This is a genomic window from Cryptocyanus atlanticus LEGE 06306 (assembly GCF_056633155.1).
Genome location: NZ_JBSJOZ010000001.1, coordinates 34,415 through 54,309, shown reverse-complemented (window position 1 = coordinate 54,309; position 19,895 = coordinate 34,415). Strand labels below are relative to the sequence as shown.

Below are 19,895 nucleotides of genomic sequence, written 5' to 3'. Positions count from 1 at the left end.
ATCAGGCGGGGGCGTGGGTGGGATCGAGGCGGCGTTCGAGGGCGCGGCTGCCCAGGCCCAGGGCGGCGCAGCAGCACCAGAACAGCACGGCCAGGGTGAGATACACCTCGGCGTTCCTGCCAAGGAAGTCTGGATTGGCCATCACGGTCCGGGCGGTGCCCAGCAGTTCGAGCAGGCCGATCAGGGAGAGCAGCGTGGTGTCCTGCAGGAGCGAGATGAACTGCCCCACACTGGCGGGCAGGGCGATGCGCAGAGCCTGGGGGAGCACCACCCGCTGCAGGGCCTGGGGCATCGAGAGGCCCAGGGAGCGGGCCGCCTCCAGCTGGCCGGCCGGCACCGCCGCCAGGCCGGCGCGGACCGCCTCGGCCAGGTAGGCCGCACAGAAGAAGGTGAGCACCCACGCCGCCCGCCAGACCCGGTCGGGGGCAAGGCCGCCCGGAAGCATGTAGCCCAGAATGTTCTGGCCGAGAAAGAGCAGGGTGATCAGCGGCGCCCCCCGCACGAACTCGATGTAGAGCACCGAGCTCCAGCGCAGCAGGGGCAGGTCGCTGCGCCGGCCGAGGGCCACCAGCACCCCGATCGGAAAGCTCAGCAGGATCGCGAAACTGGCCATCAGCATGGTGAGCAGCAGGCCGCCCCATTGGGCTGGCGGCACCCGCTCCAGACCCAGACCCCCGCCGATCAGGGTCAGCCCCAAGATGTAGAGCAGGGGCCAGAGCAGGGGCACCAGCCGCAACGGCCGGGGCGGCAGGAGCCTCCCCCAGCGTCCACTGACCCAGCGCAGGGCCAGCAGCAGGGCCGTGATGCCCCACCAGCGCCCCTGCAACGCCAGGGTCAGCCCCAGGGCGGCGGGCAGCCAGGCCGCCAGGGCGGCCAGCCCCACCGCGGCGACACGATCGTTGGGTGGCCAGAGCCGGCCGCGGCGGTCCGCGCGGGGGTGGGCGCGCAGCAGCCCCCAGCTGAGGCCGGTGGTGCCGGCGAGCAGGGCCACCAGCAGCCAGAGCCGCCACTGCTGGTGCAGGGGGTAGCGCCCCACGGCGAACAGGGTGCTGTTGGCCTGGATCACCAGCCACTGGGCCCGGCCGAAGGCCCAGCCCATCAGTCCCCAGGCCGCCGCCAGAATCAGGGTGATCAGCACCAGGCTGATCACCCCATCGAGGCGGGTTGCGAACAGCTCCCGCCGCAGTTCCGCCCGCCAGCCGGCGCCTGGCCGGCGCCCGCGGGGGCTCGGCGGTCCGGCTGACGGCGAGGGGGGTCGGGAGGGTGTCATCAGCGTTCTCGGATCTGAACCCACTGGTTCACCCCATTCATCAGCGCCGAGATGATCAGATCGAGGATCAGGTAGGCGGCCAGCAGCAGCAGGAACACCTCGAAGGCCCTCCCGGTCTGGTTGAGGGTGGTTTCCGCCACGGAATAGAAGTCGGCGTAGCCGACGGCCACGGCCAGGGAGGAATTTTTGGCGAGGCTGATGTACTGGCTGTTGAGGCCGGGCACGATCACCCGCAGGGCCTGGGGAAGCACCACCCAGCGCATGCTCGAGCGCCAGTGCAGACCCAGCGAGGTGGCGGCTTCCCATTGGCCCCGTGGCACGGCGGCGATCCCGCCGCGGACCACCTCCGCCACGAAGGCTCCGGTGTAGGTGATCAGGCCCGTGAGCAGGGCGACGAATTCCACCGAGAAGCGCACCGGGGCCTGCCAGACGCCATTGACCAGCTGGGGCCCCAGCCAGGCCATCCCCGGGCCGAAGCCGGCCAGGTACAGGCCCGACTTGGAAACCACCAGCCCCGGCATCTGCAGGGCCTGCTCACCGTTCGGAAACGAGAGGAATACCACGAAATACCAGAACAGCAGCTGCAGCAGCAGGGGGATGTTGCGGATCACCTCCACGTAGACCCGCCCCAGCCGGCGCAGCAACCCATTCCCGCTGAAGGCCGCCATGCCGAGGGCGGTGCCGAGCAGGGTGGCGCCCACCAGGCCCAGCAGGATCGCCCGCAGACTGTTCACCAGGCCCACCAGCAGGGCCCGCCAGTAGGGCATGGCCGCGTCGAACGGAAGCAGGCTTTCAGCGATGTCGAAGCTGGCGGGCTGCCCCAGCCAGCGCCAGCTGAGCAGTTGCCCGGCGGCGGCCAGGTTTCGCACCAGATTGCTCATCAGCAGGGCGATCACTGCCAGCAGCACCAGACCCACCACCGCCTGCACCAGCCAGGGCAGGATGCGACGGTTGCGCCACCAGGGAATGACGGGGGTAGGGCTCGTCACACGGCCGGACCGGGGCGTCAACGGAACGGCGGCGAGTAGATCAGGCCGCCATCGCTCCAGAGCCGGTTCTCGGCCCGCTCAAGCTTGAGCGGGGAGCCGCTGCCGACATTGCGCTCGAACAGCTCGCCGTAGTTGCCCACTGCCCCGACAGCCTGGACGACGAAATCGGAGGGCAGGCCCAGCTGGGTGCCGAAGTCACCCTCGACGCCGAGGAAACGGCGCAGATCCGCCTGGTTGGTGTTGGCTTTGGCCTCGGCCAGTTTGTCGGCCACGTTGTCCTTGGTGATCCCCAGCTCCTCGGCCTGAAACAGGGAAAAGACGGTCCAGCGGATGGCATCGGCCCAGGCGGGATCGCCGTTGATCGAGGCCGGTGTCAGCGGTTCCTTGCTCATTACCACGCTCAGCAGGGTGTGGGCGTCGGGCTGGGGAAAGCCGCTGCGTTTCGCCGCTAGCTGGGAGCGATCACTGGTGACGGCGACACAGCGGCCACCCAGGTAGGCGGCGTAGGTCTGGTCGCCGGTCTGGAACTTCAGCGGTGTGTAGGGGATCCCCTGCTCCCGCATCCGGTCGGCCAGGTTGAGCTCGGTGGTGGTGCCGCTTTCAACGCAGATCGGCTTGCCGGCGAGATCCTGCAGGGTGGTGATGCCGCTGGCCACCGGGGCCATCATCCCCTGGCCGTCATAGAAGGTGGTGGGACCGAAGGAGATGCCGTTGCCGCCGGCGGCGTCACGGCTGAGGGTCATGGTGGTGTTGCGGGCCAGCATGTCCACCTCGCCGCTGGCCAGGGCGGCGAAGCGTTCACTGGAGTTCAGATCGCGGAACTCCACCTTGCTTGGATCCCCCAGTACCGCGGCGGCCACGGCCCGGCAAGTGTCGGCGTCCAGGCCGGTGTAGGTGCCGTCGGGGCCGAGAAAACTGAAGCCGGGCAGCTTGCCGTCCACCCCGCAGACCAGCTTGTCGCGGCCCCGGATGGTGGTGAGCTTCTGGCTCTGCACGCCGCCGCCGCCCCCGCCCTCGTCAGCGCAGCCACCGGCCACCAGGGCGAGCAGCAGGGGGAGGGAGCCGAGCAGACGACGCGGACGGATCATCAAGGGGGCGGTGCCGGAGGCCGCGGGAGAAGTGGCCGCAGTTTGCCAGCTCCGGAACGGGGGTGCCGGTCGCAACGCCCACCACCCCACCCGCCCACAGGCCAGCGGTGCGGCCCCGCGCGGACAGCCGCGGATCCTGATAATGGGATCGCATCGGAACGGATGGGTGCCAGGCACCTCGAGGCCCATCGTCAAGCCGGCGTCCAGCGGAACCCGCTCCGACACCCCCAAGCCGCTGCGCCGCGAATTCGATCGCCTGCGGCGTTGGCGTTCCCGGCGCACGGTGCCCCAGTTCACGGTGATCACCGGGTTATTGGTGATCATCATCGGCACGATGCTGATGGCCCTGCCCGTCTTCTCGACCGAGAGCGTCGGCCTCTGGGAGGCCATGTTCACCGTGGTGTCGGCCATCACCGTGACCGGCCTCTCGATCGTGGATGTGGGCCGCGACCTCACCGGGGCCGGCCAGGTGCTGCTGGCCGCCCTGATGCTCACCGGCGGGCTGGGCCTGATGGCGATCACCACCTTCCTGCAGGGCTTCGTGCAGGGGGGCTCGGGGCTCCGCCGCCGCCTCGACCATGGCCGGGCCATGGATGAATTCGGAGTCGGCGGCATCGGCAACACCTTCCACTCCATCGTGATCACGGCCGCCTGGGTGATTGGCCTGGGCACCGCGGTGCTGTTCACCCTCGGCTTCCGCGACATCGACCGGCCGATGGTGCGCCTCTGGGCCTCGCTGTTCCACTGCATCAGCGCCTACAACAATGCCGGCTTCACCCTCTGGAGCGACAGCCTGATGCGCTACCAGACCAATCCGGTGGTGAATCTGGTGATCATGGTGATGATCGTGGCGGGGGGAATCGGCTACAGGGTCACCAACGATCTCTGGCAGAACCGCTTCAAGTTCAAGCAGATCCGCAGCTTCTGCCTGCACACCCGGCTGGTGGTGCGGGTCTCGTTCGTGCTGGTGGTGGTCGGTGCGGTGGGGCTGCTGTTCACCGAGCACGTCAGCCGCTTCACAGGGTTCACCCCCCTGCCGTGGTGGCAGGAGCTGCAGGTGGTGCTGTTCCAGTCGGTGAGCGCCCGCACCGCCGGATTCAACACCGTGACCCTCTCGGTGGCCACGATCTCGGAGGCGGGGCTGTTGCTGATGATGACGCTGATGTTCATCGGCGCCAGTCCCGGCGGCACCGGCGGGGGCATCAAGACCACCACCTTCGCGGCCCTGGTGGCGGCCACCCGCTCCACCCTGCGGGGGGAGGACACGGTGGTGATCCGGCGCCGGACCATTTCCGACAAGGTGGTGCTGCGGGCGATCGGCGTGACCCTCTCCTCACTTCTGTTTGTGCTGCTGATGGCCCTGCTGCTGGGGTTCGACCGCTCCCTCAACCTGGAGGGTCAGGTGTTCAGCTTCCAGGAGAAGCTGTTCACCTGCATCTCGGCCTTCGCCACCGTGGGGCTCGACGTGGGGGTGACGGCCCAGCTCAACCGCTGGGGCCAGCTGGTGCTGATGGTGGGCATGTTCGTGGGCCGGATCGGCATCCTGCTGCTGCTCTCCGCCCTGTTCGGCAGCCATCCGCGGCCGCGGATCTCCTATCAGCACGAAGACCTGTATCTGTAGGCTGATCGGCGAAGGCCCATGGGCGGGGAGGATGGCCGGCAGCGCCCCTCCAGCCATGCCGCCCCGTTCAGGCCATCTCGTCCTGCGCCGCCCCGATGACTGGCATGTGCACCTGCGCGACGGCGCCCTGCTGCGGGCGGTGGCGCCGGCCACGGCCCGGCAGTTCCGGCGGGCGATCGTGATGCCCAACCTGGTGCCGCCGATCACCACCGTGGCGGCGGCTCGGGCCTACCGGGAGCGGATCCTGGCCGCGGTGGCCGCCGGGATCGGGCCCGAGAAGGAGGGGGAGAGTGCGGGGGATGGGGGCGCGGGCGGCCCTGGGGCCTTCACACCGCTGATGACGGCCTACCTCACTGACACGATCGAGCCGGCGGAGCTGGCGCGGGGTTTCACCGAGGGAGTGTTCACCGCCGCCAAGCTCTACCCGGCCCACGTCACCACCCATGCGGCGGCCGGGGTCAGCGACCTGGCCAGGATCGCCCCGGTGCTCGAGACGCTGGAGCGCATCGGCATGCCGCTGCTGATCCACGGCGAGGTCACCGACGCGGCGGTGGACATCTTCGATCGGGAGGCGGTGTTCATCGAGCGCCATCTCGAGCCCCTGGTGGGGCGCCACCCCGGCCTGAAGGTGGTTTTCGAGCACATCACCACCGCCGAGGCCGTGGACTTCGTGCGGCAGATGCCCGGGCAGGTGGCGGCCACGATCACTCCACACCATCTGCAGATCAACCGCAACGCCATGTTCCAGGGTGGGCTGCGCCCCGATGCCTACTGCCTGCCGGTGGCCAAGCGGGAGTTGCACCGCATCGCCCTGCGCGGGGCGGCCACCTCGGGTAACCCGAAGTTCTTCCTGGGCACCGATTCGGCCCCGCACCCCCGCAGCGCCAAGGAATCGGCCTGCGGCTGCGCCGGCATCTTCAACGCCCCCCACGCCCTGGAGAGCTACGCCCAGGTGTTCGAGCAGGACGGGGCTCTGGAGCGGCTGGAGGCCTTCGCCTCCGAGTTCGGTCCCCGCTTCTACGGCCTGTCGCTCAACACCGGCACGGTGGAGCTGCGGCGGGAGTCGCTGCGGGTGCCCGAGCGCCTGGAGCTGGGTGCCAGGGATGAGTGCCAGAGCCTGGTGCCGTTCCAGGCTGGCGAGACCCTGCCCTGGCGCCTGGTGAGCCCCTAAGCGACGCCAGGTAGACTCAGGACACGGGTGTGGCTGACGTTGCAGCCCCCAGCAGATCGGCCTGGCTCGGGCTCAACCGTCCGGCGTTGAGCAGCACCGAGGTGATCCGCTCGATGCCGACGACGGGATGGCAGGTGTAGCCGGCGTCGTTGAGCCGGGTGCAGGCGCTGCCGCCGTGGTCGATGAACACCACCACGTCCTGCACCAGCAGGCCGGAGGTTTCCAGCTTGGCGATCCCCTCCAGCACGCTGCCTCCGGTGATCAGGATGTCATCCACCACCACTACCGTGTCGCCCTCATCGAAATCCCCTTCGATCAGGCGGCGGGCACCATGGGCCTTCACCTCCTTGCGTGGATAGATCAGCGGCACGTGCAATTGCAGCGACAGGCCGGTGGCCGTGGGCAGCGATCCGTAGGGAATGCCGGCGATGCGATCGAAGCAGAGTCGCTCCAGCTTGCCGGCGTAGGCATGCAGCACCCGGTGGAAGAGATTGGGATCGGAGATGATCTTGCGCAGGTCGATGTAGTAATTGAAGAGGGCACCGGAGGCCTGCACGTACTCACCGAACAGCAGGCAACCGATGTCGAACAGATCGGTGATCAGCGCGTCCAGACTGTCGCCGGCCGGTTCGGGGTCCGCCAGGGCTGACCCATTCGGCTGATCCGGGCTGGTCGTCTCGGGCCGGGCCGTCGGGGCCGGCAGCCAGAGATCGCAGCGGTCGGAGCCGCCCCCATCCCAGCCGGAGCGCATCCGCTCGATCTGCTCCCGCAGGGCCCGGGTGTCCGCCGCCATGCCCTCCTCCACCAGGAGGTGCTGGGGCAGGGGCAGCAGCAGGCCGTCGCCGCTGGAGGTGAGGCCCGCCTGCAGCAGGGCCTCCAGCCGTTCCTCCTCCCCCCAGAGGCTGCGCAGGATCAGGAACCGCTCCGGCGCAGCCCGACGCACCCGCTCCAGGACCTGGGGATCACTGGTGCCCACCTCCAGCAGGAGCTGTTCGGGCGTGCCCCAGAGCTGGGTCTCGCGCACGAGCGTCATGTAAAGGGGGTTGGCCTCGTCGGGGTGATGCTGCACCACCCGGGCACCGGGGTTGGAGCTGTGGCAGGTGAGCACCACGGCCCGGTCCGGGTAGAGCAGGAACGGGGCGGCGATGTCCTGGCCGGCCAGGGGGGAGAGGGTCACCGCGTCGACGCCCAGCTCGCGGAACAGGTAATGGGCGAGGGCGGAGGAGGAATTGAGGTCGCCGTGCTTCGCGTCGAGGATCAGGGGCAGCTCGAGGGGCACCAGCTCCCGCACCTCCCTGAGCAGCTCGATGCCGATCGGCCCCAGGGCCTGGTAGAAGCCGAGGCTGGGTTTGTAGGCGCAGACGTTGTCGGAGGTGGCTTCGATCACCGCCTTGATCCAGCGCCGCGCCTGGGCCAGGAACGAGCCGCTGCCGGGGTTGTGGCGCGTCCAGGTCTGCAGCATCTCCGGGTTGGGATCCAGCCCGGTGATCAGCAGCGACTGGCGACTCGCCATCGCCTCGGTGAGTTTGATGAAAAAGCTCATGGCCCCGGCCCTGCCGCCAGCATGGCAGCGAGCCGTGCCGGCCCGCCGCCTCACCGGCCCTGGCGGCGGTTCATGCGGCTGATCCACTCCGACGGGATCTGCTTGGGGCAGACGGCCGAACACTCGAGCTGGTTGCCGCAGTGGCCGAAGCCCTCCGCCTCCATCGCCTGCCGCATCGATCCAGCGCGCCGCTCCGCCTCGGGCCGGCCCTGGGGCAGGTGCTCGAGGTGGCCCAGCTTGGCGGCCACGAACAGGCTGGCGGCCGCGTTCGGGCAGGCCGCCACGCAGGCGCCGCAGCCGATGCAGCTGGCCGCCTCGAAGGCCAGCTCCGCCTGCTCCCGACCCACCGGCAGGGCATTGGCCTCCGGGGCACCGCCCGTGTTGACCGACACAAAGCCCCCCGCCGCGATCAGACGATCGAAGGCCGAGCGGTCCACGGTCAGGTCCTGGATCAGCGGGAAGGCGCGGGCCCGGAAGGGTTCCAGGCTGAGCGTGTCGCCCGGGTGGAACTGACGCAGGTAGAGCTGGCAGACCGTGGTGCCCGGCTGGGGGCCGTGGGCCTGGCCGTTCACCAGGAAGCCGCAGGAGCCGCAGATGCCTTCACGGCAGTCGTGATCGAAGTGAACCGGCCGCTCCCCGTGCTCCAGCAGCTCCTGGTTGAGCCGGTCGAGCGCTTCGAGCAGGGAGAGATCGGGGCTCAGATCACTCAGGCGGTAGGTGTGGAAGGCTCCGGCCCGCTCCGGTGTGCTCTGGCGCCAGATGCGCAGGCTCAGGCTGAGCGGCGGCGGGGATGGATCGTTCATCGGTAGTCACGCCGGCTCGGTTCGGTCTGCTCGAAGCGCAGGGGCTCGATCAGGCGATCGGGTTCGCCGTCCGGCCGCCAGCGCCAGGCTGCGATGTGGGAGAAGCGGGCGTCATCGCGGCGGGCTTCCCCCCGCTCGCTCTGGTGCTCCTCGCGAAAGTGGGCCCCGCAGGATTCCTCCCGGGCGAGGGCATCGCGCAGCATCAGATCGGCCAGTTCGATGAAATCCTCCAGGCGGAGGGCCTTCTCCAGTTCCGGATTGGGGCCGTCGCCGTGATCCGGCACGAGCAGTTCGCTCCGGAACCGCTGCCGCAGGGCGGCCACCGCCTCCAGGCCGGTCCGCAGACCCGCGGCGTGGCGGCTGATGCCGCAATGGTCGTTCAGGAGCTGACCCAGCTCCCGGTGGAGCACCGCGCTGGAGAGGGAGCCGCCGATGGCCAGCAGCTCCGCCTGGCGATGGGCGGCGGCGTCCACGGCCGCGCGGCAGGCGGGAGCGTCGTCCATGAGCTCCCGGTGGAGGCGGCTCGCCAGCCAGCCGGTGACCGTGGCCGGCGCGATGAACAGCCCATCGGCCAGCCCCTGCATCAGGGCGCTGGCTCCGAGCCGGTTGGCGCCGTGCTCCGAAAAATTGGCCTCACCGAGCACGAACAACCCCGGCAGGGTGCTCATCAGGTTGTAGTCCACCCAGAGGCCGCCCATCGTGTAATGGGGGGCCGGATAGATCCGCATCGGCTCGTGGCTGGGGTCCCGCCCCGTGATGCGCTCGTACATGGCGAAGAGATTCCCGTAGCGGCTCTCGATCGCGGCGAGGCCGTCGCGGCCGATCGCCTCGGAGAAATCGAGATAGACCGAGCGCCCGTCCGCACCCACCCCGTGGCCGGCGAGGCAGCGCTCCCGGACCCGGCGGGAGGCCACATCACGGGGCACCATGTTGCCGTAGGCGGGGTACTGGCGCTCCAGGAAATAGTCGCGTTCGTCCTCCGGAATGTCCTGGGGGGAACGCCCGTCGCCCGCCCGGGCCGGCAGCCAGAGGCGCCCGTCGTTGCGCAGGCTTTCGCTCATCAGCGTCAGCTTGCTCTGGTGGGGGTCGCCGCTGGGGATGCAGGTGGGATGGATCTGGGTGAAACAGGGATTGGCGAACAGGGCTCCGTGGCGGTGCGCCCGCCAGAGGGCACTGGCGTTCGATTTCACCGCGTTGGTAGAGCGGTGATACACATTGCTGTACCCACCGCTGGCCAGCAGCACGGCATGGGCGGTGAACGCTTCGAGCTCACCCCGGTGCAGATGGCGGCAGACGGCGCCGCGGGCCACGCCCTCATGCACGATCAGCTCCACCAGCTCACGGTGGGGCAGGAGTTCGACCCGGCCGGCGGCCACCTGGCGCATCAGGGCCTGGTAGGCACCGGCCAGCAGTTGCTGGCCGGTCTGGCCGCGTGCGTAGAAGGTGCGGCTCACCAGGGCGCCGCCGAAGCTGCGGTTGGCCAGGCTGCCGCCGTACTCCCGGGCGAACGGCACCCCCTGGGCCACGCACTGGTCGATGATCGCGCCGCTGATCTCCGCCAGGCGGTGGCAGCCGGCCTCACGGGCACGGAAGTCGCCCCCCTTCACCGTGTCGCGGAAGAGCCGCTCGACGCTGTCGCCGTCGTTGGCATAGTTCCGGGCGGCGTTGATGCCCCCCTGGGCCGCCACCGAATGGGCCCGGCGGGGGCTGTCGTGATACGTGACCAGACGCACCGAGTAGCCCTGCTCCGCCAGAGTCGCCGCCGCCGAGGCACCGGCCAGGCCGCTGCCGACCACCAGCAGGCGGAACCCGCGCTTGCGCACCGGGCTGATCAGGGGAAGCTCCCGGCGGTGCCGGCTCCAGGCTTCGACGATCGACCCTGAAGGCACCCGGGGATCGAGCGTCATCGGCGAGCTTCCCCTCTCAAGGCCGTCCGATCGCCGGCCAAACCATCACCGCGACGGGGAGCAGGGCGAAGCCGCCTCCCACCACCGCGGCCAGCAGGCGGCCGGCGCCCCGGATCAGGGCGGCATTGCCGGAATCGAGCACCCCGAGGCTGCGGAAGGCGCTCTCAGCCCCATGCAGCAGGTGCAACCCCAGGGCCACTCCGGCCAGGACATAGAGGGCCAGGGCCCACGGGGCCGAGAGGGCGGAGCGAAGCAGCTCGGCCTCCAGCCCGGGCGGCGGCCGCTGCAGCCTCAGCTGGGCCAGGTGCACCGCCAGGAACAGCAGCAGCACGGCGCCGCTCCAGGGGGCGCTGCGGGAGGCCAGGCTGGCCAGGGGGGCCTGGCGGCGGCTGCGGAGCTGGCCGTAGCCCACCGGGCCGCGGGCCTGGCGGTTGAGGACGGCCCGGCGGAGGGTGAGCGCCAGGTGGCTCAGGGCCACCAGGGCCAGCCCCAGCTCCAGCGGCGGCAGCCAGCGGTTGCCATGGAGCGCGCTGGCGCTGCGCTCGAAGCCGGCCGGATCGACCAGCAGCTGGCTCACCCCGAGCAGATGGACCCCGAGGAACAGGATCAGCAGCAGACCGGAGATCGGGATCGCCAGGAGCATCGCGTCACAACCCGGCAGCCGCCGCGGCGCCGCCCTTCCAGCTCACGATGCTAGGAACACGGCCCCGCCGTCCGGTCCGCACCGGTTTCGCCGGCCTCGGTTCCGCTGCGCCCCTGCCCTGATGCCGTTTTCGAGTCCGCACCGGACGCCCCCCCCGGCGGCCAGCCGGCGGCCCGGTGGGCGCTGCCCCCGGCGGCGGCTGGCACCGGTGGTCGTGGCGATCCTGCTGGGCGGCGGTGGGCTGGTTCTGGCCGGCTGCTCCCGGGCCGAGCCCCTGACCGGTAGCGAGAGCGGCGGTGGCGAGTCCGGGGGAGTGGCGCTGCGCCAGCGGGTGCTGGTGGAGGGACTGGAGCACCCCTGGGCCGTGGCCTGGCTCCCCGATGGGGATCTGCTGATCACGGAGCGGCCGGGTCGCCTCCGCCGGGTGCGCCAGGGGGTGCTCGATCCCCGGCCCATCTCCGGGGTGCCCCCGGTGCTGGCGGCCGGCCAGGGGGGGTTGCTGGATGTGGCGCTCCATCCGCGCTTCGACCGGAACCGCCTCGTGTACCTCACCTACGCGGCGGGGGAGCCCGAGGCCAACCACACCCGTGTGGCCCGGGCACGCCTCAACGCGGCCGGCACGGCTCTCGAGGCCCTGGAGGTGATCCATGCCGTCCAACCGCTCAAGCCGGGCGGCCAGCATTTCGGCTCGCGGCTGCTCTGGTTACCCGACGGCACCCTGCTGGTGTCGATCGGCGATGGCGGCAACCCGCCGATCTCCCTGGCGGGCCAGCTGATCCGGCTCCAGGCCCAGACCCCCTCCAGTGACCTGGGCAAGATCCTGCGCCTGAACGACGACGGCAGCCTGCCCCCCGACAATCCCTTCCGCGCCGTCCCCGGGGCCGGAGCCGTCTGGAGTCTGGGCCATCGCAACATCCAGGGGATGGCCTACGACCCGATCCGCCGCCAGGTCTGGGTCAGTGAGCACGGGGCCCGCGGCGGAGACGAGCTCAACCAGGTGGCTGCCGGCGGCAACTTTGGCTGGCCCCTGGTCACCCACAGCCGTGAGTACGGCGGCCCGCCCATCTCCGAGCGGCAGTCAGCACCCGGCCTGGAGGATCCCCGGCTCGTCTGGACTCCCGCCATCGCCCCCTCGGGTCTGGTGGTGGCCAGCGCCGCCCGCCTGGGCGCCTGGCGGGGGCAGCTGTTTGCCGGTGGCCTGGTCTCCCGCGACGTGCGCCGGCTGCGGCTGGACGGGGCCGGTCAGGTGGTGGAGCAGCAGTCGCTGCCGATCTCGGCCCGGGTGCGGGACGTGCGGGAAGGACCGGACGGCTTCCTCTACGTGCTCACCGACAGCGCCACGGACGGACGGCTGATCCGGCTGGAGCCCGGCCCAGCCCCCCCTCCCCGGCCCTGAACTCCGCCGACTCCCTCAGACCCTGAGATTGGGGCAGATCACGGACCCATCGGCCCGCGGGTCGCTGCGCCAGCCGCTCAGCAGCTCCTGCAGCTCCGACCGCAGCTGGGCCAGTTCGAGCATGCGCTCATCCACCCGCTCGATCTGGTGCTCCAGCCGCTGGCGGATTTCCTCGCAGGGGAGCTGGCCCCGGTCGTGCACCGCCAGGCTGGCCTGGATTTCCTCCAGGCTGAGGCCGAGGGCCTTGAGCCGGCGGATGAAGGCCAGCCGCCGCAGCGCCTCGGGACCGAACAGGCGGTAGCCCCCGTCGCTGCGGCCCACGGTGGGCAGCAGGCCCAGGTCTTCGTAGTAGCGCAGGGTCTTGACCGGTAGCCCTGAGCATCGAGCCAGGGCACCGATCTTCATGACGGTCTGGGTGAGCTCGCCGCTGAGCCTTCCGCCATTCGTCACCGCCTGAGTGATGGCCATGGACCCCGCACCCGCGAGCCGACCAGAAGATTACGACCGCGCTCGCCTTCCTACAGTTGAGCCAAGGGAGCTGCGGCGATGCTTCCGGTCGCCCGCCCAGCAGGAACCTCTGGCATGCCCTATCCCATCCCCACCGACGAACAGGAGCGGCTGCGTGACCTCGAGCGCCACGGGCTTGTCGGCCAGGATGGTGACGACCATTTCGAGCGGATCGTCAACCTGGCCGCTGGCATCTTCCAAACGCCGATCGCCCTGATCTCGCTGGTGGACGAGGACCGGGAATGGTTCCTGGCCAAGCGGGGCATCGACCGGAGCGAGGCTCCGCGGGAGCAGGCCTTCTGCGCCCATACCATCGCCGGCTCCGATGTGCTCGTGGTGCCGGATGCCCTGGAGGATGAGCGCTTCCGAGCCAACCCGCTGGTGCTGGGCGATCCGAATATCCGCTTCTACGCCGGCGCGCCCCTGCGCTCACCCGAAGGACACAATCTCGGCAGCCTCTGCGTGATCGATCACAAGCCCCGCCAGCTCGATGCGGAGCAGATCGCGCAGCTACGGCTGCTGGGCGACCTGGTGATGCGGGAGATCGAACTGCGCCGCGAGGCCTCCCTCTGTCCGGTGACGGGCCTGGCCAACCGGGCCGCCTGCTTCGCGGTGGGGGAGCGGGAGGTGGAGCGGGCCCGTCGCCGCGGCGAGCCCCTGGCCCTGCTCTGCGTCGACATCGACAACTTCCGCCTGATCAACAACCGCTGGGGCCATCCCGCCGGCGACCAGGTGCTGCTCGACTTCAGCACCCTCTGCCGCAGCCTGCTGCGGGAGCAGGATTTCATTTCCCGGCTCGGTGACGAGGAGTTCGCCATCCTGCTGGTCGACACCGACGCGGAAGGGGCGATGCGGCTCGCGGAGAACCTGCGGGTGGCCACCGGCCGGATGGGCGGGGTGTTCGCCCATTCCGACTACCGCCTGCGGATCAGTGGCGGAATCAGCTGCCTCGGCCATGCCGACAGCGGCTTCCCCGATCTGGTGCAGCGGGCGGAGCGGGCCCTGGATCTGGCCAAGACCAACGGCCGCAACCAGATCGCCAGCCTGCTCGCCCCCTGACGGCTCAGCCGGAGCGGATCTCCACCCGGGTGCCCTCGAGCGCGGAGTAGGCCGCCGGATCACAGCTGAGCAGAATCACCTGAAGCCCCCGGGCCACCGCCGCCTCCAGCATCCCCCGCACCACCTCCAGCCGTTGGGGATCCGACTGGGTGAAGGCGTCGTCCAACACCAGCGGCAGGCAGCCGTCATGGGCCGAGCGCAGCACATCGGCCATCGAGAGCCGCAGGGCCGCCGCCAGCTGCTCCCGCATGCCTCCGCTCAGTTCGTCGAAGGCATGCAGGCTGCCGCCGCGTCGCAGCCGCAGGCCGCTGAAACCCTGGGCCTGGTCAAAGGAGAGCTGACAGTGGGGTTCCGGGTCCTCACCCAGCAGCGGCCCCAGGTAGTCGCTGATCGCCGCGGCCAGGGGCGCGGTGTAGCGCTGCGAGAGATCGGAGCGGAACGTCGCGAACAGGTGGCGCAGCAGGCGCAGCGCCTCCAGGCGCCGCTGGATCGGGGCCAGGGTGGCCTCCGCTTCCTCGAGAGCGACCCGGGCCTGCTCCAGGGCGCCGTAGGGATCGTCGGCGCTGATCGTGCTGCAACGCTGCCGGGCGGCGCCCTGGCGCTCCAGCAGTTCCGGCAGCTCGCCGCGCAGCCGTTCCAGGCTGGCCGAGATCGCGCTTTCCTCCGCTCCCTCTCCCCCGTCCCGCAGGGGCACCAGCTGGAGGGCCAGCGCCTCGAGTTCCCGCCGGGAGACGGCCAGCCGCTCCCGCATGCTGTCCCGGGCCGTCGTCACAGTGCTGGGATCGCCGTGGCCGGCCAGCAGGGTCTGGCGGCGCTCGGCCCGCACCCTCAGGTCCGCCTCCAGGGCGGCCTGCTGCCGCTCCAGCTGGGCCAGGGCTGCTTGGCCCTCCTGCAGGGTGCGGGCGATCGCCTGCCGCCGGCGGTCGTGGCCGGCCTGGACGCTGCGCTGGCTGGCCAGGGTGTTCTGCAGCGCGCCGAGCCACTGCTCGAGGACCATCGCCCGCTCCAGCTGCTCCGCCGGTGTGCCTGGATCGCCCAGGTCCTCCAGCCCCAGGGGGACACCGCCGGGGTCCTGCTCCAGCTCCTCCCAGGCGGGGGCCTGCGCCTCGAGGGCGGCGTCCCTGCGCTCCAGGCGCGCCTCGATCGCCTCGATCTCGCCCCGCAGCGCCGCCGGATCCGGGCGGGCCGTGGCGCCGCGCCGCGCCTTCAGCTCCTGCTCCAGGGCCTCGCGCCGGCGCAGCTGCTCCTCGGCCGCCTCGAGGCTTTCCACCCCCAGAAACCGATGGCCCCGCTCCAGGGCCTCCTCCGCCAGCTCCAAGGCCGCCCGCACCTCCTCCAGGGCCCCACCCCCGCCCGGGCTGACCCGCAGGCTCACCCCATTCCCCACCCGCAGTTCACCCGCCTGGCTCAGCCGACGCTCCTCTCCGGGGGCCAGGGGTTCGCCCTCGAGACTCACCGGCAGGTCGGCGCGCAGCAGTTCGACCCCCACCGCCAGGGCCTGCAGCCGGGTGCGGCCATCCCGCACCGCCTGATCCAGCTCCCGCAGCCGCCGGAGGTGGGCGGGGCTGGTGGGGGGCAGGGCCTCCAGCTGCCGGTTCAGGGCCGCGATGGCCGCTTCGCCGACCTCCAGCTCCCGCCAGCTGCGCAGCAGCCGCTCCCGGTCCAGGCGGTCGCGGCTGCGCCGGAGCAGCTCCTGAACCAGTTCGACCCGGCGCTCCAGCCGGTGCCGCTGCCCCTCCAGGAGCCGCCCCGCCGCCTCCAGGCTCTCCAGGCTGGCGGCGGCGGCCTCGATCGTGGCCATCGCCGAGCTCCGCTCTCCCGCCAGGGTCGCCAGGCGTTCCCGCCCGCTCCGCAGTGCCCCATCGAGGGCCTCCAGCTGGGCCGCCTCGTCCTCCAGGCGCTCAAGCTGCAGCTGCAGGGGGATCAGCTCACTGGTCCGGAGCGCCAGAATGGCCTCCAGCGCCCGCGCCTTCTCGGCCCTGACCAGCGCCGCGGCGCGGCGTTCCTCCAGGGCCGGGAGCTCCTCGTCCTGGAGCCGGGCGAGGCGTTCGCCCAGGGTGGCCAGCTCCTCGCTGGCGGCGTCGTAGGCGGCCCGGAGTTCCTCGGCCTGGGCCAGGGCGGCGGCGGCGGCCTGCCGCTCCTGCTCCGCCAGCCCCAGGGGTCCGTTGCGACGCACGTCGCCGCGCTTGCCGGTGAGGTTCTCCTCCAGCTTGGTCTCGATGGCGGCCGCCACGGCCTGGTCGAGGGGGGACTGCAGGGCGGCGCCCCCTTCCTGCTCCAGCAGCGGCAGCAGGGTGGCCAGGTCGTAGGCGGCCCCGCCCCGCTGCAGGGGATCGCGACCGGCTTCGCCCTGCAGCACCCAGAGATGGGCCCAGCGGCTGGGCAGCACCGACTGGGCCTGGCGGCTACCGAGCATCTCGCCCACCCCCAGCAGCTGCGCCAGCCGCTCCTCCGCGGCGGCCCCCTGCAGCTGGTCGCCGCTGGCGGCGGTGAGGGCGACGGTGCCGCTGGCGCCGCTGAAGCGCTTGAGCAGCGTCCAGTTCTGGCCGGCGGCCGCGAAGCCGATCTCCACCTCCGGGTGACCGGCGTGCCGGCGGGACCGGAGCGCCTCCACTGGCGCTCCGGTGGCGGAGGCCTTCAGGAAGAGGGCCCGGTGCAGGGCTTCCACCAGCGTGCTCTTGCCGGCCTCGTTCGCTCCTCCGATCACGGTGAGTCCCGGGCCGAACCCGACCGCCAGATCAGCGTGCACACGCACCTGGCGCAGTCGGCAGTGCAACAGGCGCATCGGGATCAGCCGTCCATGGTGAGGGCGTAGAGCTCGCAGAGCGCCTGCCGGGCGATGCGGGCGGCCTCGTCGTCGCCCTCCTCCTCCCGCTCCACCAGCCGCGCCTGCAGTTCACCCGCCACCCGGGCGATCAACGGGTCTCCCGGCCGGCGGGTGAGGGCCTCCAGCTCCTGATCTCGGGGGGTCCGGTCGCAGCGTCCCCGCAGCCGCAGCTCCAGCAGCTGGTGCCCCAGCGCCTCACAGAGCTGATCGAAGCGCTGGTGGGCGGAGAGGCTGAGGCTGCCGCTCAGCTCCAGCCGCAGCAGATCGGCGGAGACCCGGTCGCCGATCAGGGCGGCCAGGTCGCTCTCCAGACGATCGAGGGACTCGTCGCCCTCGAAGCGGACGAGCCGGTTGTGCCAGCGGAGCCGGCCGGTGGAGACCGGCTCCACCCGGGGCAGCCCCCCCCGCTCCGCCTCCACCAGCAGCACCTGACCGCGCAGGTTGCCTTCCCCCTGATCGAAGCGGTCGGGCTCCGGTGTGCCGCTGTACCAGGTCCGCTCCGAGACCTGTTTGAGGTTGTGCCAGTCGCCCAGCGCGATGTAATCGATCGCATCCGCCGGCAGACGGGCCAGATCCAGCTGATTGCCGGTGGATGCGCGGACCTCAGGATCGCCGCCGTAGTCGCGGGCGCTGAACCCGTGCACGCTGCCATGGGCGAGCACCAGGCGGGGTTTGGCGGCCGGGAGAGCACCGAGGTCGAGGGCGCGGATCCAGGCGGTGGGATCGCCGCTCTCGCTGCGCCGCAGCAGGGGGCAGGGCAGCAGCACAGCCTGATCCAGCTCCAGGGGCTCCCGCTTCAGCAGCAGGGTGAGGTTCGGCGCCCGGCGCCGGCGCTCCCGCTCCAGATCCTGCCGATGCCAGAGGGAGCCGGGGGCGCCATGGTCGTGGTTGCCGGGGATGACCAGCAGCGGTACCTCGATCGAGCCGATCGCCTCCAGCACATCGAGCACGGCGGAGGGCGGCACGGTGGGGGAATCGAACAGATCACCGGCGACCAGGACCAGGGCGGCCTGCCGCTGCCGGGCCACGGCTCCGAGGCGGGCGATCGCCCGAATGCGCTCCTCCTGGAGCCGGAAGCGTTTGAGGGGATCGTGGACCCAGCGGTAGGGCTTGCCGATCTGCCAGTCGGCGGTGTGGAGGAGCCGGATCATGGAGCGGCGGTGGTGACGAAACCGTAAGACCCCCGTGGGGATGCTCTATGCTGATCAAGTACGACAGAAGCTTGCACTTCGAACACCCACCGGACGCTGTCCCGTCGGCTGTTTTCCGTGTCCGTCGTCATCAGCACCGTGCCGTCCCCCTGCTTCCCGGGTCCGGCCCCCGTTCCTCCGGGCACCTCGTGCGACTCCCGATCTGGGAAGGGTGCCAGGCCGGTGCGCGTTCATATCCCCGATCCCGTTTCACCATGACCCGATCCCGTTTCCGTTCCACGTTCAGCCGGTCCACCGTCGTCCCGGTCGCCTCCAGGCTCCAGCACGGCGCGTCCGTCTCCCCGGAGCCTGGCCCGTCGAGCCGCCGCCGCAACCGTCGCGGTTCCTCGGCCCTCCGCCCCCAGCTCCCGGTGGCCCCCAGCTGGGAAGAGCTGCTCGGCCGGCGCTGATCACCGGTCTGGATCAGAGTGGCTGGCCATCAAGGCAGCGACGATGCTGTTCCGGATTCACCACGTCCTGCGCTACAGCTACGAGCGGCCGGTCTTTCTCGAGCCGTTGACCCTGCGGCTCACCCCGCGTCAGGACCCAGCCCAGCAGGTGCTGCACCACGGCGTGCGCCTCCGGGACGACCCCGAGGGCATGAGCCGGATCCTGGAGCCAGACGGCACCGATGCGACCGTCTTCTGGTTCGAGCGCAAGCGGGACCGGCTGACCATCGCGGTCGACAGCCTGGTGCGCACGCTCCGCGCCAACCCGTTCGACTGGATCATCACCGATCCGGGATGTCAGCGCCTGCCGGTGGTCTATCCCGAGGGGGAAGCGGTCTCGCTCAGCCCCTGCCGGATCCCCCTCGGCTCTCCGCTGGTCGACTCCTGGGCCCGGGAGCTGGGTGAAGGGGTGCGGGGAGCCACGGCCGATTTCCTCCCTGCCCTGGCTGATCACATCCACACCACCTTCCATCACATCGGCCGTCTTGACGGAGAACCGCTGACGCCCGAGCAGACGCTCAGCGGCCGCCAGGGGGCCTGCCGTGACACGGCGATGCTGTTTGTGGCGGCCTGCCGCAGCCAGGGCCTGGCGGCCCGGTTCGTGAGCGGCTATTCGATCCACCACCCACCCGAGGTGACCGAGCAGGAACTGCATGCCTGGGCGGAGGTCTACCTGCCCGGCGGGGGCTGGCGGGGCTACGACCCCAGCCTCGGTCTGGCCGTCGCCGACGGCCATGTGGCCCTGGCCGCCTCCCCGGACCATCGGCTGGCGGCACCCACCACCGGCACCTACCGGGGCACCCGGGTGGGCTCCGAGCTGGGCTACACGATCCGCCTGGCCGCAGCCGACACGGAGGCGGACCTGGCGGACCTGGAGGCGCTCGAACCAACCACCGGCCAAGGGGACCCGGCCGTCGTGATCACCCAGTCCGCCCAGACCGTCTAAGACACGGCGTAGCCGCCGTAGGGCCGGGTCTGACCGGCGGTCATCGCATCGAATTTGGCGGCCAGCACCGCGTCGGCGCGGGTGAGCCCATCCACTTTGTGGGTGTGGATCGAGGCGGCGGCATGGCCCCAGCCCAGTTCGAATTCGGCGTGATGGCCCTCGGCCTCGCAGATCGCCCCGGCCTGGTTGACCCAGTGCAGGGCCGACTGGAAATCGGGAAAACCCCAGCTTCTGTGAAGGTGGTGGCCGTCGATCACCTCCCAGCCTGCCAGCTCCTGCAGCAGGGTGTCGAGTTCGGTGGCGGTGAGGGTGGGTGCCCCCTCCCGGCAGGGCAGACAGGGTTCCTGGTTGAGAGCCATCGCTCCAGCTCCGTGCAACGTCGACCTTCACTCTGGCTTGATGCAAGCCGGGACAGGCCCCCAATCGGGCCCTTCGCACTTCTTTACAGCATCAGTGACGAAAGATTGCGGGGCCCGGGACCCCTCG

General features: G+C 71.0%; 17 protein-coding genes. 6 read left to right on the top strand and 11 right to left on the bottom strand.

What is annotated here, in order from left to right:
• Nucleotide 1 precedes the first annotated feature (1 nt).
• From ACWJI7_RS00250 to ACWJI7_RS00240, 3 genes are read right to left on the bottom strand one after another with little or no spacing between them, the layout of a single operon-like run.
• Nucleotides 2-1,270 (bottom strand): amino acid ABC transporter permease, encoded by a 1,269-nt coding sequence (locus tag ACWJI7_RS00250; protein WP_479934318.1) that lies wholly within the window; start codon nt 1,268-1,270, stop codon nt 2-4.
• Complete coding sequence (locus ACWJI7_RS00245) at nt 1,270-2,259, bottom strand: ABC transporter permease subunit (RefSeq protein ID WP_479934316.1); 990 nt, start codon at nt 2,257-2,259, stop codon at nt 1,270-1,272. Before ACWJI7_RS00245 ends, ACWJI7_RS00250 begins: the two co-directional genes overlap by 1 nt.
• 17 nt (nt 2,260-2,276) lie before the next feature.
• On the bottom strand, nt 2,277-3,347 hold the full coding sequence (locus ACWJI7_RS00240; RefSeq protein ID WP_479934313.1) for an amino acid ABC transporter substrate-binding protein: 1,071 nt from the start codon (nt 3,345-3,347) through the stop codon (nt 2,277-2,279).
• A 283-nt stretch (nt 3,348-3,630) separates the two neighbouring features.
• Between ACWJI7_RS00240 and ACWJI7_RS00235 the strand changes: the two genes are divergently transcribed.
• The gene (locus ACWJI7_RS00235) at nt 3,631-4,968 is read left to right on the top strand and encodes a TrkH family potassium uptake protein (RefSeq protein WP_479935103.1); all 1,338 of its coding nucleotides are present in this window, start codon (nt 3,631-3,633) and stop codon (nt 4,966-4,968) included.
• Nucleotides 4,969-5,023: 55 nt separating this feature from the next.
• Nucleotides 5,024-6,139 (top strand): dihydroorotase, encoded by a 1,116-nt coding sequence (pyrC, locus tag ACWJI7_RS00230; RefSeq protein WP_479934311.1) that lies wholly within the window; start codon nt 5,024-5,026, stop codon nt 6,137-6,139.
• Between the two features lie 16 nt (nt 6,140-6,155).
• On the opposite strand, the gene ACWJI7_RS00225 is transcribed toward pyrC, so the two are convergent.
• Genes ACWJI7_RS00225 through ACWJI7_RS00210 form a run of 4 tightly spaced genes read right to left on the bottom strand, consistent with a single transcriptional unit; the run spans nt 6,156 to nt 11,035 of the window.
• On the bottom strand, nt 6,156-7,682 hold the full coding sequence (locus tag ACWJI7_RS00225) for a bifunctional orotidine-5'-phosphate decarboxylase/orotate phosphoribosyltransferase (protein WP_479934309.1): 1,527 nt from the start codon (nt 7,680-7,682) through the stop codon (nt 6,156-6,158).
• Nucleotides 7,683-7,732: 50 nt separating this feature from the next.
• Nucleotides 7,733-8,485 (bottom strand): succinate dehydrogenase/fumarate reductase iron-sulfur subunit, encoded by a 753-nt coding sequence (locus ACWJI7_RS00220; RefSeq protein ID WP_479934308.1) that lies wholly within the window; start codon nt 8,483-8,485, stop codon nt 7,733-7,735.
• Entirely contained in the window at nt 8,482-10,392 is a 1,911-nt protein-coding gene (locus ACWJI7_RS00215) for a fumarate reductase/succinate dehydrogenase flavoprotein subunit (protein WP_479934307.1), read from the bottom strand. Before ACWJI7_RS00215 ends, ACWJI7_RS00220 begins: the two co-directional genes overlap by 4 nt.
• A gap of 16 nt (nt 10,393-10,408) precedes the next feature.
• On the bottom strand, nt 10,409-11,035 hold the full coding sequence (locus ACWJI7_RS00210; RefSeq protein WP_479934305.1) for a succinate dehydrogenase cytochrome b subunit: 627 nt from the start codon (nt 11,033-11,035) through the stop codon (nt 10,409-10,411).
• Nucleotides 11,036-11,156: 121 nt separating this feature from the next.
• Here ACWJI7_RS00210 and ACWJI7_RS00205 point away from each other — a divergent pair, with 121 nt between their 5' ends.
• The gene (locus ACWJI7_RS00205; protein ID WP_479934303.1) at nt 11,157-12,431 is read left to right on the top strand and encodes a PQQ-dependent sugar dehydrogenase; all 1,275 of its coding nucleotides are present in this window, start codon (nt 11,157-11,159) and stop codon (nt 12,429-12,431) included.
• Nucleotides 12,432-12,446: 15 nt separating this feature from the next.
• Here ACWJI7_RS00205 and ACWJI7_RS00200 read toward each other — a convergent pair whose 3' ends face one another.
• Nucleotides 12,447-12,899: a heavy metal-responsive transcriptional regulator gene (locus tag ACWJI7_RS00200; protein ID WP_479934302.1), complete on the bottom strand. Its 453-nt coding sequence runs from the start codon at nt 12,897-12,899 to the stop codon at nt 12,447-12,449.
• A gap of 114 nt (nt 12,900-13,013) precedes the next feature.
• Here ACWJI7_RS00200 and ACWJI7_RS00195 point away from each other — a divergent pair, with 114 nt between their 5' ends.
• Entirely contained in the window at nt 13,014-13,997 is a 984-nt protein-coding gene (locus tag ACWJI7_RS00195; RefSeq protein WP_479934300.1) for a GGDEF domain-containing protein, read from the top strand.
• Nucleotides 13,998-14,001: 4 nt separating this feature from the next.
• Here the strand turns inward: ACWJI7_RS00195 and ACWJI7_RS00190 are convergent, their stop codons facing one another.
• Both ACWJI7_RS00190 and ACWJI7_RS00185 read right to left on the bottom strand, forming a co-directional pair.
• Nucleotides 14,002-16,782 carry an AAA family ATPase gene (locus tag ACWJI7_RS00190; protein ID WP_479934298.1) on the bottom strand — a complete coding sequence of 927 codons (2,781 nt, stop codon included), beginning with the start codon at nt 16,780-16,782 and terminating at the stop codon, nt 14,002-14,004.
• A 5-nt stretch (nt 16,783-16,787) separates the two neighbouring features.
• Entirely contained in the window at nt 16,788-17,975 is a 1,188-nt protein-coding gene (locus ACWJI7_RS00185) for a metallophosphoesterase family protein (protein WP_479934296.1), read from the bottom strand.
• A gap of 254 nt (nt 17,976-18,229) precedes the next feature.
• On the opposite strand from ACWJI7_RS00185, the gene ACWJI7_RS00180 reads away from it, so the two are divergent.
• Both ACWJI7_RS00180 and ACWJI7_RS00175 read left to right on the top strand, forming a co-directional pair.
• Nucleotides 18,230-18,424 (top strand): hypothetical protein, encoded by a 195-nt coding sequence (locus ACWJI7_RS00180; RefSeq protein ID WP_479934294.1) that lies wholly within the window; start codon nt 18,230-18,232, stop codon nt 18,422-18,424.
• A 43-nt stretch (nt 18,425-18,467) separates the two neighbouring features.
• Nucleotides 18,468-19,409, top strand: a complete 942-nt coding sequence (locus ACWJI7_RS00175) for a transglutaminase family protein (protein WP_479934293.1) — start codon at nt 18,468-18,470, stop codon at nt 19,407-19,409.
• Here the strand turns inward: ACWJI7_RS00175 and ACWJI7_RS00170 are convergent.
• Nucleotides 19,406-19,768 (bottom strand): 4a-hydroxytetrahydrobiopterin dehydratase, encoded by a 363-nt coding sequence (locus tag ACWJI7_RS00170; RefSeq protein WP_479934291.1) that lies wholly within the window; start codon nt 19,766-19,768, stop codon nt 19,406-19,408. The two genes, ACWJI7_RS00175 and ACWJI7_RS00170, sit on opposite strands and share 4 nt — an antisense overlap.
• Nucleotides 19,769-19,895 lie beyond the last annotated feature (127 nt).